Source organism: Lysobacter sp. Root983 (assembly GCF_001429345.1).
GTDB lineage: Bacteria > Pseudomonadota > Gammaproteobacteria > Xanthomonadales > Xanthomonadaceae > Lysobacter.
In genome coordinates, this window is sequence record NZ_LMJO01000017.1 from 57667 (window position 1) to 71977 (window position 14311).

A 14311-nucleotide genomic window follows, 5' to 3' on the forward strand; every position below is an offset into this window, starting at 1 on the left:
CGGTCGGGCACTGGACCACTATCGACAGCGGGAGCTTCCATGTTCAAGAACCTCATCCCCAAAATCTTCTACGACCGCCTCGAGGACGGGCTCGAATTCTTCGTCGACGGGCTGGGATTCGAAGTGCAGTATCGGGACGCGAACATGGCCGTGATCGCGCGCGACGGCGCCAAGGCCTATATCGTCGAGAGTCCGGAGTACGCGGCCAAGGATCGTCCGGAGCTGGGCATCGACACCGACGACGTCGATGCGGTGTACCGCGAGCTGTCCGCGCGCGCGCCGCAGCTGCTGCATCCCAATTCCAGCAAGGTCGCGCTCAAGCCCTGGGGCTCGCGCGAGTTCGCGATGCTGGACAAGACCACGGTCTGCGTGAACTTCCGTCAGTGGCCGGAGCAGGCCTGAGATGAGCCATAACGACTACCGCTTCGCGGCGGCGATGGAGGCGGACCTGCCGCGGCTGATGCCGGTGCTGCGCGAGTTCTACACAGTCGAGCACCTGCCCTGGAACGAACCGGCGCTGCGCTCGGCGCTGTCGGTGCTGATCGCCGACCCGAACGCGGGACGGTTGCGCCTGATCCTGCGCGGCGACGAGATCGCCGGGCACGTCGCGGTCGGGTTCGGCTTCAGCCTGGAGTTCGGCGGCCGCTACGGCCTGCTCGACGAGTTGTTCGTGCTGCCCGCGCACCGCGGCGCAGGGCTGGCCAAGCGCGCGCTGGCCGAGGCCGAGGCGCTGTGCCGCGCGGAAGGCCTGCGGGCGCTGCGGCTGGAGGTCAACGACGACAACGAGCGCGCGCGCGGCATCTACGAGCGCGCGGGCTACACGGCGCATCCGCGGCGCCTGATGACGCGTTGGTTGGACGCGAGCGACTAAGCCGGACCGTGTCGGCGCCGCGCCTTGCCCTGACGCAGAGATATCCACATTTTTGGCACACTTATCGCGCTGGGTAACGGCCCCGCTATCGGGCGCCGACGCCGCGGGTTTACGCTCGGCCACACGCATCGTCTTTGGCCCGAGGAAGGATCCATGCGCCGCCCTAGCCTGCTGCTGCTCTGCCTGATCCCGCTCGCCGCCGCGCAGGCGCGCGCGCCCAAGCTCGACGACCCGCGCCCGAACGGTCATCTCAGCCCGCGCGAGCGCTCCTTGTGCGAGGCGCCGGAGCGCCATCCCAGTTGGTGCGAGCAGCCGCACGAGGTGCGCGCCTTCCTGCAGCGTTACGACGACTGCGAGCATTGGCGCGGCGAGGAAGCGCCGCAAGGCGACAGGCAACGCAGCAAAGAGATCGTCCAGGGCGCCAACCGCGCCTGCAAGGGCAACGACCGCCGTCTGACCGAACTGCGACGCCGTTATCAGAACGTGCCTGCGGTCGCGGCCGTGTTGTCGAAACTGGAATTCGTCCACGGGCCCTGAGCGCCGCCTGCCATACCCTTGCAACCATCCTCGCCCAGCATCGCCCCTTCCCCCGCATCACCGCTCGCAAGGAAGATCCATGGTCTCCGACACCCGTCGCGATTTCCTCAAGTTCGCCGGCGCCGCCGCCACCCTGGCGATGCTGCCGCCGTCGATCCGCAACGCGCTGGCGACGCCCGCCGCGCGCGTGACCGGCACCATTCAGGACGTGCAGCACGTGGTGATCCTGATGCAGGAGAACCGCTCCTTCGACCATTACCTGGGCGCCCTGCGCGGCGTGCGCGGCTTCGACGACCCGCGCCCGATCGCGCTGCCCAATGGCGACCCGGTGTGGCGCCAGCCCAAGAGCGGCGGCCAGGCCGTGCTGCCGTTCCGGCTCAGCACCGACAGCACCGCCTCGCAGTGCCTGGCCGACATCGACCACAGCTGGAAGGGCACGCACGCGCGCTGGAAGGACTACAACGCCTGGATCGCGACCAAGGGCCCGATGTGCATGGGCCACTTCACCCGCGCCGACCTGCCCTACTACTACGCCCTGGCCGACGCGTTCACGGTCTGCGACGCGTACTACTGCTCGCACCACGGCCCGACCAATCCGAACCGCATGCATTTGTTCACCGGCACCAGCGGCATGACCGTGGGCGACTTCGGCGCGCAGGCGGTGAACAACGCCGACGACGGCAACTGGACCTCGGACATGTCCAAGGACAAGGCGACGTTCGCCGGCCACCGCTGGGGCACCTATGCCGAGCGCCTGCAGAACGCCGGCATCGGTTGGCGGGTGTATCAGGAGTACGACAACTACGGCGACAACTCGCTGCAGTCGTTCGCGAACTTCCGCAACCTGGACCGCAATTCGGAACTCTACAAGCGCGGCCGCGCCTGGGTGGACGGCTCGACCGCCGCCAACGCCGCCGCCTCGCGCGGCGAGCATCTGGTCGCGGCCTTCGCCAAGGACGTGCGCGAAGGCACCTTGCCGGCGGTGTCGTGGATCGTGCCGCCCTACATCATGAGCGAGCACCCGGCTGCGACCCCGGCCTACGGCGAATCGCTGACCGCGCGCCTGCTGGAGGCGCTGGTCGCCAATCCCGAGGTCTGGTCCAAGACCGTGTTCATCATCAACTACGACGAGAACGGCGGCTTCTTCGACCACGTCCCGCCGCCGCTGCCGGCGATCACCTCCAGCCTCGGCAAGAGCACGGTCGACACCGCCACCGAGAACTACAACGGCGTGCCGGTCGGCCTGGGCATCCGCGTGCCGATGTTCGTGGTCTCGCCCTGGAGCAAGGGCGGCTGGGTGAATTCGCAGGTCTTCGACCACACCTCGGTGCTGCGCTTCCTGGAATCGCGCTTCGGCGTGGCCGAACCCAACATCAGCGCCTGGCGGCGCGCGGTCGCCGGCGACCTCAGCACGGCCCTGGATTTCGCCGGCGCCGACCCGGTCTGGCCGGCGCTGCCGGACACCCGCGAGCACATGACGCGCGCGGATCAGTCCTGCAAGTTGCCGGTGCCCAGCGCGCCCAAGCAGCCGAAGATGCCGCGCCAGGAGTTGGGCCAACGCCCGGCGCGCGCGCTGCCGTATCAGTTGCACGTGCACGGCCGCATCGAGGCCGCCAGCGGCCGCTACTGGCTGGACTTCGCCAATACCGGCGTCGCCGGCGCGGGCTTCAACGTGTACGCGCGCAACCGCAGCGACGGCCCGTGGTATTACACGCTGACGCCGGGCACGCAGCTGTCGGATTACTGGAGCGCCCAGGCCTATACGCAGGGCAAGTACGATCTCAGCGCGCATGGGCCGAACGGGTTCCTGCGCGTGTTCCAGGGCGATCTGCTGAAGGCGACCGCGAGCGGCGGCGCGAATCCGGAACTGCGCATCGAATACGACCTGGTCAACGAACGCTTGCTGCTGCGCTTGAGCAACAGCGGCAGCGGCGCCTGCCGCCTGACCCTGCGCCCCAACCACTACAGCAGCGCGCCGGCGCGCAGCTATCCGCTCGCGCCGGGCGCCAGCATCGACGACAGCTGGCCGCTGGCGGCCAGCGCGCATTGGTACGACCTGAGCCTGAGCTCGGACCACGATGCGGGCTATCTGCGTCGCTTCGCCGGGCATGTGGAGACCGGGCGGGCTAGCGTCAGCGATCCGGCGATCGGGGCGGGTTGATGGCTGTGAGCGGGGGCGCTTCGGCGGCATGAAGAGCAAATCCTCCCCAACCCTCCTTTGACAAAGGAGGGAGCTCGAAGCACGGCGATTACGCAGCGCGGCCGTAGGATGCGGTGGTAACCGCACCGTCGTCATCGCCGAGCCGACGCGGCGATGCGGTTCGCCTCGGGCTCACCGCATCCTACGAGCTGGGAGCGGGGGGCTTCGGCGGCATGAAGAGCAAATCCTCCCCAACCCTCCTTTTACAAAGGAGGGAGCTCGAAGCGCGGCGATTACGCAGCGCGGCCGTAGGGTGCGGTGGTGACCGCACCGTCGTCGTCTCCGAGCCGACGCGGCGATGCGGTTCGCCTGGGCTCACCGCATCCTACGAGCGCGGGGGGCTTCGGCGGCATGAAGAGCAAATCCTCCCCAACCCTCCTTTGACAAAGGAGGGAGCTCGAAGCGCGGCGATTACGCAGCGCGGCCGTAGGGTGCGGTGGTAACCGCACCATCGTCGTCTCCGAGCCGGCGCGGCGATGCGGTTCGCCTTCGGCTCACCGCATCCTACGAGCTGGGAGCGGAGGGCGCTTCGGCGGTATGAAGAGCAAATCCTCCCCAGCCCTCCTTTGACAAAGGAGGGAGCTCGAAGCGCGGCGATTACGGAGCGCGGCCGTAGGGTGCGGTGATAACCGCACCGTCGTCATCGCCGGACCGGCGCGGCGATGCGGTTCGCCTTCGGCTCACCGCATCCTACGAGCTGGGGGGCTTCGGCGGCATGAAGAGCAAATCCTCCCCGGCCCTCCTTTGACGAAGGAGGGAGCTCGAAGCGCGGCGATTACGCAGCGCGGCCGTAGGGTGCGGTGGTAACCGCACCGTCGTCATCGCCGGACCGGCGCGGCGATGCGGTTCGCCTTCGGCTCACCGCATCCTGCGAGGGGCCCGAGCACGGGCTACGCGGCCGGACAGATTACTTGCGCGCCAACCACTTCCTCGCCATCCGCCGCATCGATTCGTCGCTGCCGGGGTCGTCGACCAGCTCGTCGATGCGGCGCCAGGCCAGGTCCAGCGATTCGTCGCTGACCACGTAGTCCTCGCTGCCGTTGGCGCGCACCACGTAGCGCACGTCGTAGTGCCAGTGCCCGGGCACGTCGCGGCGTTCCGGGATCCAGTGGCGGTCCAGATCGAAGGGCTCGGGTTCCACGCTCAGGTCGGACAGACCGGACTCCTCCTCCGCCTCGCGCAGGGTCACCCGCGCCAGGTCGCGGTCGCCATCGGCGTGGCCGCCCAGTTGCAGCCAGCGTTCGAGCTTGCGGTGGTGGGTCAGCAGCACCCGTTCGCCGGCGCGGTCGACCAGCCAGCAGCCGCCGGTGTAATGGCCCTCCAGGCGCTCGCGCCGGAACGGGTCCTGGGCGTCGTCCAGCAGGTCCAGGAAAGGCTGTACGCGCTCGGCCTCGTCGGGCCAGCGTCGCGCATAGTCGACGAGATTGGAACGCAGCTCGGCGTCCGGGTCTGAATGTCTCACGAGCATCCCAAATGCTGCACCGCGGCTTGATTCGGACGCGGATTATGCCGGCAAAGACCATGACTTTGTCCCGCTTGCCGCTGCTTTCCCCGCTGGGTTATGGTGGCCCGCCATTGCGCCATACGCCGGGTGTGCCGTTTGTACGGCCAGCCGACCTCTCATCATCTGGGGATACTGATGTCTAAGGGCCTATTCATCACCAAGCCGGTGCAAGCTGCACCGCACGTCGACGCGGGAGAGCCGGTAGAAGGCAGCCTGCAAGGCGAGGTCACGCTCAAGCGGACACTGACTTCGACGCAATTGGTGATGCTGGGCATCGGCGCGGTCATCGGCGCCGGCATCTTCGTCCTCTCGGGTCACGCCGCCGCCAACCACGCCGGTCCGGCGGTGGTACTCAGCTTCGTGATCGCGGGCTTCGCCTGCGCCCTGGCGGGCCTGTGCTACGCCGAGTTCGCGGCGATGCTGCCGGTCTCGGGCAGCGCCTACTCCTATTCCTACGCCACCCTGGGCGAGTTCGTGGCCTGGTTCATCGGCTGGAACCTGGTGCTGGAGTACATGTTCGCCGCGTCCACCGTGGCGGTGGGCTGGTCGGGCTACCTCAACAGTTTCCTCGAGCACTTCGGGCTAGGCCTACCCGCGTCGCTGGCGGCCGCGCCGCTTAACGTGGTCGACGGCGCCATCGTCTACACCGGCGGCCTGGTCAACCTGCCGGCGGTGGCGATCATCGCCGCCATCAGCGGCCTGTGCTACGTCGGCATCACCCAGTCGGCGTTCGTGAACTCCATCATCGTCGCGATCAAGATCGTGGTGATCGCGATGTTCGTGGCCTTCGCCGCCAAGTACGTGAACCCGGACAACTGGGTGCCGTTCATCCCGGAAAACCAGGGCCCCGGCAAGTACGGCGTCGATGGCGTGATCCGCGGCGCCTCGGTGGTGTTCTTCGCCTACATCGGCTTCGACGCGGTCTCCACCGCCGCAGGCGAGGCCAAGAACCCGCAGCGCGACATGCCGATCGGCATCCTCGGCTCGCTGGTGATCTGCACCATCATCTACATCATCGTCGCCGGCGTGCTGACCGGCCTGCTGCCCTACACCGAGCTGGGCACGCCCAAGCCGGTGGCGACCGCGCTGGAAACCTACCCGGCCCTGGGTTGGCTGAAGATGGTGGTCGAACTGGGCGCGATCGCCGGCCTGAGCTCGGTGATCCTGGTCATGCTGATGGGCCAGCCGCGCATCTTCTACACCATGGCCCACGACGGCCTGCTGCCGAAGTTCTTCGCCAAGGTGCACCCGAAGTTCCAGACGCCCTACATCGGCACCATCATCGTCGGCGTGTTCGCGGCGGTGCTGGCCGGCTTCCTGCCGATCGGCCTGCTCGGCGAAATGGTCTCGATGGGCACCCTGCTCGCCTTCGCCACCGTCTGCGTCGGCGTGCTGATCCTGCGCAGCACCCGTCCCGACCTGCCGCGCCCGTTCCGGGTGCCGCTGGCGGTCGTCGTCTGCCCGCTGGGCGCGCTGATCTGCCTGTACCTGTTCTCCAAGCCGTTCGCCGAGCATTGGAAGGTCATGACCGGCTGGACCGCGCTGGGCATGCTGATCTACTTCTTCTACGGCTACCGCAACAGCAAGCTGCGCAAGGCGGGCTGAACGTAGCAAGATGCGCAAGGCCGGCGGAGGCTATAAACAGCCCGCCGGCCTTGTCCATTTCAGGACCGACAGTTCAGGCCGCAGGGCCTGCCCGATTCCGCCGGAGGCGCCGCGCCCCGGCGACAGGAAGATCCGATGAAACAACTCTGGGCGACCAAACACCCGCACGCCGCACACGCCGATGCCGAAGGCCTGAGCCTGCACCGCACGCTCGGCCCCTGGGGCCTGACCGCGCTGGGCATCGGCGCGGTGATCGGCGGCGGCATCTTCGTGATCACCGGCCAGGCCGCGGCCGACCACGCCGGCCCGGCGATCATGCTGTCGTTCGTACTGGCGGCGATCTGCTGCACCTTCTGCGCCCTGGCCTACGCCGAGTTCGCGGCGATGGTGCCGGTGTCCGGCAGCGCCTATTCCTACACCTACGCCACCCTGGGCGAGCTGGCGGCCTGGTTCATCGGCTGGATGCTGGTCTTGGAGTACGGCGTCTCGGCCTCGGCGGTCGCGGTCAGTTGGACCGGCTACTTCCTCAGCCTGCTCGAGCATTTCGGCATACACCTGCCGACCGCCCTGGTCAGCGCGCCGCTGGACGCGCAACTGCGCCCGACCGGCGCGATCGCCAACCTGCCCGCTGCCGGGATCGTGCTGCTGCTGACCTGGCTGTGCTACGTCGGCATCCGCAAGTCCTCGGCCATGAACATGGCCATGGTCGTGCTCAAGACCGGCCTGATCGTGCTGGTGATCGTCGCCGGCTGGAAGTATGTGGACCCGGCCAACTGGCAGCCTTTCATCCCCGAGAACCAGGGCCCGGGCAAGTACGGTTTCGAAGGCGTGCTGCGCGGTGCGGCGCTGGTGTTCTTTGCCTACATCGGCTTCGAGGCGGTGTCGGTGGCGGCGCAGGAATCGCACAAGCCGCAGCGCGACCTGCCGATCGGCATGCTGCTGTCGCTGGCGATCTGCACCGTGCTCTACATCGCCATGGCCGCGATCATGACCGGCCTGGTGCCCTACACCCTGCTGGGCACCGACGAGCCGGTGGTGACCGCGGTGGCCGCGCATCCGCAACTGGGCTGGCTGCGGGTGGTGGTGGAGATCGGCGCCCTGATCGGCCTGTCCTCGGTGGTGCTGGTGATGATCATCGGCCAACCGCGCATCTTCATGATCATGGGCCGCGACGGCCTGCTGCCGCCGGTGTTCACCAAGATCCATCCGGTCTACCGCACCCCGCACATCAACACCGTGATCACCGGCATCGGCATTGCCGTGCTGGCCGCGCTGTTCCCGCTGGACGTGCTGGGCGAGCTGACCTCGATGGGCACCCTGATCGCGTTCGCCGCGGTCTGCGCCGGCGTGCTGATCCTGCGCCGCACCCAGCCCGACCTGCCGCGCCCGTTCAAGATCCCGTTCGCTTGGGTGATCTGCCTGGCCGGCATCTTCAGCTGCCTGGCGCTGCTGTCGACCATGACCGCGCACAACTGGTTCCTGATGGCGGTCTGGACCGCGATCGGCTTCCTGATCTACTTCCTGTACGGCATCCGCCACAGCCGCCTGCGCGCGGCCTCGGGGCGCTGAGCCCGGCCACGGTCCCCGGCGGGCGGCCCAGGCCGCCCGCCGCCCGACCGGAACGCTGCGTCGCCGTCCGCGGATACGCCGCCGGCACGCAGAGTTTGTAAACTGGCGGCATGAGCACCGCCCTGCCCTACGACCCGCAACGCCTGGCCCACTGCGCCGGCGAAATCATCGTCAACGTGCGCGAGCTGTCCGCGCGCGGTTGGACGCCCGCTACCAGCAGCAATTTCTCGCGCCGGATCGATGCCCAGCACGCCGCCATCACGGTCTCCGGCCGCGACAAGGGCCGCCTGACCGAGGCCGACATCATGGTCGTGGACCTGGAAGGCGCGCCGGTCGCCACCAGCCACCGGCCCTCCGCCGAAACCCTGCTGCATACCCAGTTGTACAAGCGCTATCCCGAGATCGGCTGCGTGCTGCACACCCATTCGCAGACCCAGACCGTGGCCTCGCGCCTGTACGCCGGCTTGGGCCATGTGCATCTGGAGGGCTATGAGCTGTTGAAGGCCTTCACCGGCAACACCACGCACGAGACCAGCCTGGAACTGCCGGTGCTGCCCAACACCCAGGACATGCACACCCTCGCCGCCCAGGTCGACGCCCTGCTCGACCAGCAGGCGATGTGGGGCTATCTGATCGACGGCCACGGCCTGTACGCCTGGGGCCGCGATATGCCCGAGGCGAGGCGCCATCTGGAGGCGTTCGAGTTCCTGCTCGGATGCGAACTGGAATTGAGGAGACTGCAGCGATGAGCCGCCTGCGCATATTCGACGAAGACGACACCGTCAGCCCGCGCCTGAGCACCAGCGATCGCGCCGAGATGGCGCGCGAGCTGGGCAAGATCGGGGTCGGTTTCGAGCAGTGGCAGGCCAGCCGCCCGGTCCAGCCCGGCGACGCGCCGGACGCGATCATGGACGCCTACCGCGCCGACATCGACCGCCTGGTCGCCGAACGCGGCTTCAAGAGCGTGGACGTGGTCAGCATCGCGCCGGACAACCCGCAGCGCGAGGCCATGCGCGACAAGTTCCTCGACGAGCACTATCACAAGGAAGACGAGGTCCGCTTCTTCGTCGCCGGCTCCGGCCTGTTCACCCTGCACGTCGATTCCGGCGTGTACGAGATCAAGTGCGAACAAGGCGACCTGATCTCGGTGCCCGACAGCACCCTGCACTGGTTCGACATGGGCCCGGAGCCCAGCTTCGTCGCGATCCGTTTCTTCACCGAGCCGGACGGCTGGGTCGGCCATTTCACCGGCACCGACATCGCCCGGCGCTTCCCGCGCTACGAGAAGGGCCAGGCGGCCTGAAGCCGGTCGCCGCCGCGCTCAGCTCAGGCGTTCGACCGCGAGCACGGCGGTTTCGACCAGCGGGCTGAAGCGCTGCAGATCGCGCACGTCGTCCAGGGCCCACCACGGACCCGGGCTGCGGATGTGCAGGCGGATGTTGGCCGCCCCCACCCCGGACGGCAGGATCCTGATCAGCACCTTGCCGTTGAGGGTGCCGCCGCCACCGCTCAGGCGCACATCGTTGCCTTCCACGATGGTCCTGTTGGCCGTGTTGTCGGCGATCGCCACGATGAATTCGATGGACATGCGCGCTCCGCGATCGGGCCTGGGGCGGCCCGCTTACCTGCTAGAACGCCGCCGGCGGCGATGCGTGAACCGCCGCATCTTTGCCTAGGCGGCGCCGGGAGGCGACAATCCCAGGTCCCCGCCGCGACGCCCCGCCATGCCCATCCGCGCCATCCTCACCGACATCGAAGGCACCACCAGCAGCATCTCGTTCGTGAAGGACGTGCTGTTCCCGTACGCGCGCCGCGCCCTGCCCGGCTTCGTCAAAGCGCGCGGTCGCGAGCCGGCGGTGCGCAAATGGCTGGACGCGGTCGCGACCGAGAGCGGCGGCGTGTGCCAGGACGAGATGATCGTCGAGGTGCTGCAGGGCTGGATCGACGAGGACCGCAAGCACACCGCGCTCAAGGCGCTGCAGGGCATGGTCTGGGCCGACGGTTACCAGGGCGCCGACTTCACCGCCCACATCTATCCCGATGCCGCGCTCGCGCTGCGCGCCTGGCACGCGGCCGGCCTGCCGCTGTACGTGTATTCCTCCGGCAGCGTGCCGGCGCAGCGGCTGTTCTTCGGCCACAGCGACGATGGCGACCTGACCGGCTTGATCTCGGGCTGGTTCGACACCGAGATCGGCGGCAAGCGCGAAGCCGCCAGCTACGCGCGCATCGCCGAGTCGATCGGCCTGCCGGCGGGCGAGATCCTGTTCCTGTCCGACGTGGTCGAGGAAGTCGATGCCGCCCGCGAGGCCGGCCTGGCGACGGTGCTGATCGACCGTCTGGAAGACTACCCGCAGCCGCGCGAGGGCGAGGCGGCGCATGGGCATGCGCGGCTGACTTCGTTCGCGCAGGTCGAGGTGTAGGCGGCGCGATTTGGCGCCACCGGATCGGCGCTGTTGAATAGCGCGAGTGGGGCCATCGCGCGCCCTGCAGGTCGCGAATCGCGGCTTACGCCGCTCCCACAGAAGGCCGGCGCGCGACCGATTACGGCCCATGTTCGAACGGCCGCGCCCAAGTAGGGATCGCGAACCAGCGAAGGACATCTTTGCGAGAGCCCCCTCCGCCTCCAAGGGCGCATGGTGCATGCCATAGGCAATGAGACCGCGCAGGCGATGAACACCGCGAACGCCGACCTGCCGGTCCCTGTGGGAGCGGCGTAAGCCGCGATTTCTCCAACAACGCCAGCAATCCGACCGCCCCACCGCCCCACCCTCGCCACCCCGGGTAGGAGCGGCGCGAGCCGCGACCGCGCCACCGCAAACACGACGAACGCCGCCTCCGAGCGCGAGGGCTGGAGCGCACGCGGGCAGGCGCGACGACGACGGCGATCGCGGATTCGCGGTCGCGGCTCACGCCGCTCCTACCCCAAGGCGGATCGTCGCGTTATAGGCGGCTCACGTTGCGCACGCGCACTTCCGCGCTCTCCACGCCGTGCGCGTCCGCCGCCTGGCGACGGATGCGCTGCAGCACTTCGGCGGGATCGAACAGCGTCGTCGGCGCGTAGTCCAGGGTGCACTGGCCCCAGACGATGAAACGTCCGCCGACCAGGATTTCGTAATCGGCGAAGTAGTAGTAATGCGCGCTCATGGCGATACCGACCCGCCCGGCTCAGGTACCCACGTGCACGCCATGGCCGCATTCGGCGCAGCCCAGGTGTTCCAGCGCGATGGCCAGCGCCAGGGTGTAGCTCTGCGCGGAGTAGCCGTGCACGCGCGCCAGGCAGGCGCCGCCGCAGGAGGCCAGCGAAGGCTCGGGCTTAGCCATATCGTCGTCGTGGACCTCGATGTAGGGCATTTCCAAGGCTTCCAACGCGCGGCGCAGGCGCTCGCTGGCCGGCGCGCAGGCGCCGGGGTCGAACAGCAGCAGTTCGACGCCGTCGGAACGCAGGCCGCACAAACCTTCGACCAGTTCGGCCTCGCTGCGGCAGCTGCGCAGGGCGATGGTCTTGCCGGCGTCGGCCGCGGACTCGGCCAGGCGCGCGCGCACCGCGTCGGGCACGCGCGCACTGGCGCCGGCATGAGGGGAGTCGGGACCGCGCAAGATCACGATGGACACGTTGTCGCTCGCTGCGCGCTCGGGGCGGCGCGCTTGCGAGCACTGTAGGCGCGCGCGGCGTAAAGCCTCCATGTCGCGGCGGCGGCACGGGCGTAACCGCCGCGTAAATTCGCACGCGCCGATGGCGTGCGTTCAGGCCGGCCGCTCAGCCGTGGATCTTTTCGCCGCGCTCCAGCATCGCCACCAGTTTCTCGATCCGGGCCGCGCGCGTCTCCGGCTTCTTCGCCGTCGCGATCCGCCACAGCACCGCATAGCGGTTAGTGCGGTCGAGCTGCTCGAAGAACCGTTGCGCCTTGGCCTTCTTCTTCAGCGCCGCGGCCAGATCCTCGGGCACCTCGATGGTACGCGCCGACGCGTAGGCGCCCTGCCAGCGCCCGTCGGCCTGGGCCGCCTCGACTTCGCGCAGCCCGCCCGCACGCATGCGCCCGGCCGCGATCAACGCTTCGATCTTGCCGATGTTGATCTTCGACCAGATGCTGCGCGGCCGCCGCGGGGTGAAGCGCTGCAGGAAATAGCGTTCGTCGCAGCTGCGCTTGAGGCCGTCGATCCAGCCGTGACATAAGGCCACGTCCAGCGCTTCCGGATACGAGACCGAGACCACGCCCTGGTTCTTCTTGGCGATCTTCAGCCACAGCCCCGGCGCGTCGGTGTGCGCTTCCAGCCAGCGCTCCCAGGCCGCAGCGTCGGGGAACAGTTCGATCGGCAGATCGGTCGGCAGTTCGACGGGCATGCGGCTATTCCTTCGCATCCTGCAGGCGGTAAACGGTCTGCGCGCGCTGCTCGCCCTGCCAGGGATCGAGCACGCGCACCTCGATGCGGTGCTCGCCCACCGCTAGGTCGGTCGGCAAGCTGCCGCGCCACAGGTGCGCGGACGGCTCGGCCTCGGGCGAACGATCGTAGCCGCGCAGGCTCGCGGCCTCGTCGTCGCGCGCGTTCTCGGCCAGCAGCGCCGGGTCCTGCTTCGGAATCCGCCGCATCGGCGCCCAGGCACCGTCGTCGATGCGGAACTCGACCTGGCTGTCGTCCTGGCCCATGTAGACGTTGGCGTAAACGCCGAAAGCCGGATACGCGCCGCGGCGCAGCGTGCGCGGCGCGTGCAGGGACATCGCCTGGGTCGACGCGGCCGCGGCCTGCAGGCGCGCGGGATGCCAGCTCAGGCGGTAGGCGCCGTCCACGCTCACGCCCAGGCGCGCGTAGCCGTTCGGGGTGCCGTCGGCCATGGTCGCGGCGGGAATGCCCTGGGCGTCCTTGATGCCGGACCAGAACGCGCCGCAGGCGGCGCCGACGTTGTATTCGTGCAGGGGCGCGGCGCCGTGCCAGCCGTCCTGGGCGTCGTGGTAGACGTGGCGCTGGATGTGGCCGTGGCCGCTGAGCAGCAGCACGCGCGGGAAGTCGCGCAGCAGCGCGAACAGGCGCTCGCGGTCGCCGCGGCGGAAGGTCTCGCGGCCGGGCGCGGCGTCGAAGAACGGGATATGCACGCCGATCACCAGCAGGCGGTCCTTGCGCGCGCCGGCCAGGTAGCGCTCGAGGAAGGCGAACTGGTCCTCGCGCAGGCCGCCGATGTAGTCCGGCTTCTGGCCGGGCTGGTAGACCACGTCGTCCAGCATCACGAACGAGGCCGCGTGCTCTTCCCAGGCGTAAGTGTCGGGGCCGAACACGTGGCGATAGCTCAACAGCGAGTCTTCGTCGCGGCCGGCGTCGAAATCGAGATCGTGATTGCCGGGCGCGTGCAGCCAGGGCACGCCGAGTTGAGCGGTGGCGCGGTTCAGCGCCGGATACAGCGAGAGGTCGTCGTTGACGATGTCGCCCAGGCTCAGGCCGAGGTCGGCGATCGCGTCGGCGCCTTTGCGCTGCGCCAGCAGCGGTTCGACGATGTCGCGGCGGTAGTAGTCGACGTCGGTGGCGGTCTTGGGCTGGGGATCGGCGAACACCAGCACGTCCAGCGACGCGTTCGCGGGCGTGGCCTCGCGGGTCAGGGCGTAGTCGCGGCAGCTCGGGAAGGCCGCGGGGATGCCGCCGTACTTGAGCTTGGGGCCCGGCTCGCGCTGCACGTTGAAGCTGAAGTCGGGCAAGCCGTTGTCGCGACGGCCGACGCGGTAACCCGGCGGCTTGATCACGAAACTGGTGCGGCCGTCGATCGCGGGCAGGTGATAGTGGCCGTGGGCGTCGCTGACGACCAGCTCGACGCCATCGGACACGCGAATATTCGGCAGACCCGGCTCGCCCTCGTCGCGGCTGCCATTGCCGTTGCGGTCTTCGTAGACGATGCCGCTGTTGCACGGCGGCGGCAGCGCCAGCGCGCGGGCCGGGGCGATCAGGGCCAGCGCGAGGACACAGGCGGTGACGGATGGGCGCATGGCGGGCTCCGGGCGGGGGCCCCATTATGCGGCGCTGAGTTACCGATCCATGTGCC

General features: G+C 68.8%; 15 protein-coding genes. 9 read left to right on the forward strand and 6 right to left on the reverse strand.

Annotated elements, in window-relative coordinates; genetic code table 11:
* The first annotated feature begins 39 nt into the window (after nt 1-39).
* The 4 genes from ASE43_RS16035 to ASE43_RS16050 all read left to right on the forward strand — a co-directional run bounded on the left by ASE43_RS16035 (nt 40) and on the right by ASE43_RS16050 (nt 3569).
* Complete coding sequence (locus tag ASE43_RS16035; protein ID WP_057161193.1) at nt 40-402, forward strand: hypothetical protein; 363 nt, start codon at nt 40-42, stop codon at nt 400-402.
* 1 nt (nt 403) lies between these two features.
* On the forward strand, nt 404-871 hold the full coding sequence (locus ASE43_RS16040) for a GNAT family N-acetyltransferase (RefSeq protein ID WP_057161194.1): 468 nt from the start codon (nt 404-406) through the stop codon (nt 869-871).
* A gap of 153 nt (nt 872-1024) precedes the next feature.
* Nucleotides 1025-1408, forward strand: coding sequence for a hypothetical protein (locus ASE43_RS16045; protein ID WP_057161195.1), 384 nt, complete (start codon nt 1025-1027; stop codon nt 1406-1408).
* 79 nt (nt 1409-1487) lie between these two features.
* Complete coding sequence (locus ASE43_RS16050; RefSeq protein WP_057161196.1) at nt 1488-3569, forward strand: phospholipase C, phosphocholine-specific; 2082 nt, start codon at nt 1488-1490, stop codon at nt 3567-3569.
* A 946-nt stretch (nt 3570-4515) separates the two neighbouring features.
* Here ASE43_RS16050 and ASE43_RS16055 read toward each other — a convergent pair.
* On the reverse strand, nt 4516-4977 hold the full coding sequence (locus ASE43_RS16055) for an NUDIX hydrolase (RefSeq protein ID WP_235568803.1): 462 nt from the start codon (nt 4975-4977) through the stop codon (nt 4516-4518).
* 270 nt (nt 4978-5247) lie between these two features.
* Between ASE43_RS16055 and ASE43_RS16060 the strand changes: the two genes are divergently transcribed.
* The 4 genes from ASE43_RS16060 to ASE43_RS16075 all read left to right on the forward strand — a co-directional run bounded on the left by ASE43_RS16060 (nt 5248) and on the right by ASE43_RS16075 (nt 9589).
* On the forward strand, nt 5248-6717 hold the full coding sequence (locus ASE43_RS16060; protein WP_056173827.1) for an amino acid permease: 1470 nt from the start codon (nt 5248-5250) through the stop codon (nt 6715-6717).
* A 135-nt stretch (nt 6718-6852) separates the two neighbouring features.
* Complete coding sequence (locus tag ASE43_RS16065; protein ID WP_057161198.1) at nt 6853-8286, forward strand: amino acid permease; 1434 nt, start codon at nt 6853-6855, stop codon at nt 8284-8286.
* A gap of 110 nt (nt 8287-8396) precedes the next feature.
* A complete protein-coding gene (locus ASE43_RS16070; protein WP_056173822.1) occupies nt 8397-9035 on the forward strand; it encodes a methylthioribulose 1-phosphate dehydratase in 639 nt (212 codons plus the stop codon).
* Nucleotides 9032-9589 (forward strand): acireductone dioxygenase, encoded by a 558-nt coding sequence (locus ASE43_RS16075; protein WP_057161199.1) that lies wholly within the window; start codon nt 9032-9034, stop codon nt 9587-9589. The genes ASE43_RS16070 and ASE43_RS16075 overlap by 4 nt, the downstream gene beginning before the upstream one ends.
* Before the next feature lie 18 nt (nt 9590-9607).
* On the opposite strand, the gene ASE43_RS16080 is transcribed toward ASE43_RS16075, so the two are convergent.
* Entirely contained in the window at nt 9608-9874 is a 267-nt protein-coding gene (locus tag ASE43_RS16080) for a hypothetical protein (protein ID WP_056173816.1), read from the reverse strand.
* Between the two features lie 136 nt (nt 9875-10010).
* Between ASE43_RS16080 and mtnC the strand changes: the two genes are divergently transcribed.
* Nucleotides 10011-10706 carry an acireductone synthase gene (mtnC, locus tag ASE43_RS16085; RefSeq protein WP_057161200.1) on the forward strand — a complete coding sequence of 232 codons (696 nt, stop codon included), beginning with the start codon at nt 10011-10013 and terminating at the stop codon, nt 10704-10706.
* A 520-nt stretch (nt 10707-11226) separates the two neighbouring features.
* Here mtnC and ASE43_RS16090 read toward each other — a convergent pair.
* The 4 genes from ASE43_RS16090 to ASE43_RS16105 all read right to left on the reverse strand — a co-directional run bounded on the left by ASE43_RS16090 (nt 11227) and on the right by ASE43_RS16105 (nt 14255).
* Nucleotides 11227-11430 (reverse strand): hypothetical protein, encoded by a 204-nt coding sequence (locus ASE43_RS16090; protein ID WP_057161201.1) that lies wholly within the window; start codon nt 11428-11430, stop codon nt 11227-11229.
* Nucleotides 11431-11451: 21 nt separating this feature from the next.
* Nucleotides 11452-11898, reverse strand: a complete 447-nt coding sequence (locus ASE43_RS16095; RefSeq protein ID WP_082607375.1) for a type II 3-dehydroquinate dehydratase — start codon at nt 11896-11898, stop codon at nt 11452-11454.
* Nucleotides 11899-12043: 145 nt separating this feature from the next.
* On the reverse strand, nt 12044-12628 hold the full coding sequence (locus ASE43_RS16100) for a YdeI/OmpD-associated family protein (protein ID WP_057161202.1): 585 nt from the start codon (nt 12626-12628) through the stop codon (nt 12044-12046).
* 4 nt (nt 12629-12632) lie between these two features.
* Nucleotides 12633-14255, reverse strand: a complete 1623-nt coding sequence (locus tag ASE43_RS16105) for a calcineurin-like phosphoesterase family protein (RefSeq protein WP_057161203.1) — start codon at nt 14253-14255, stop codon at nt 12633-12635.
* Nucleotides 14256-14311 lie beyond the last annotated feature (56 nt).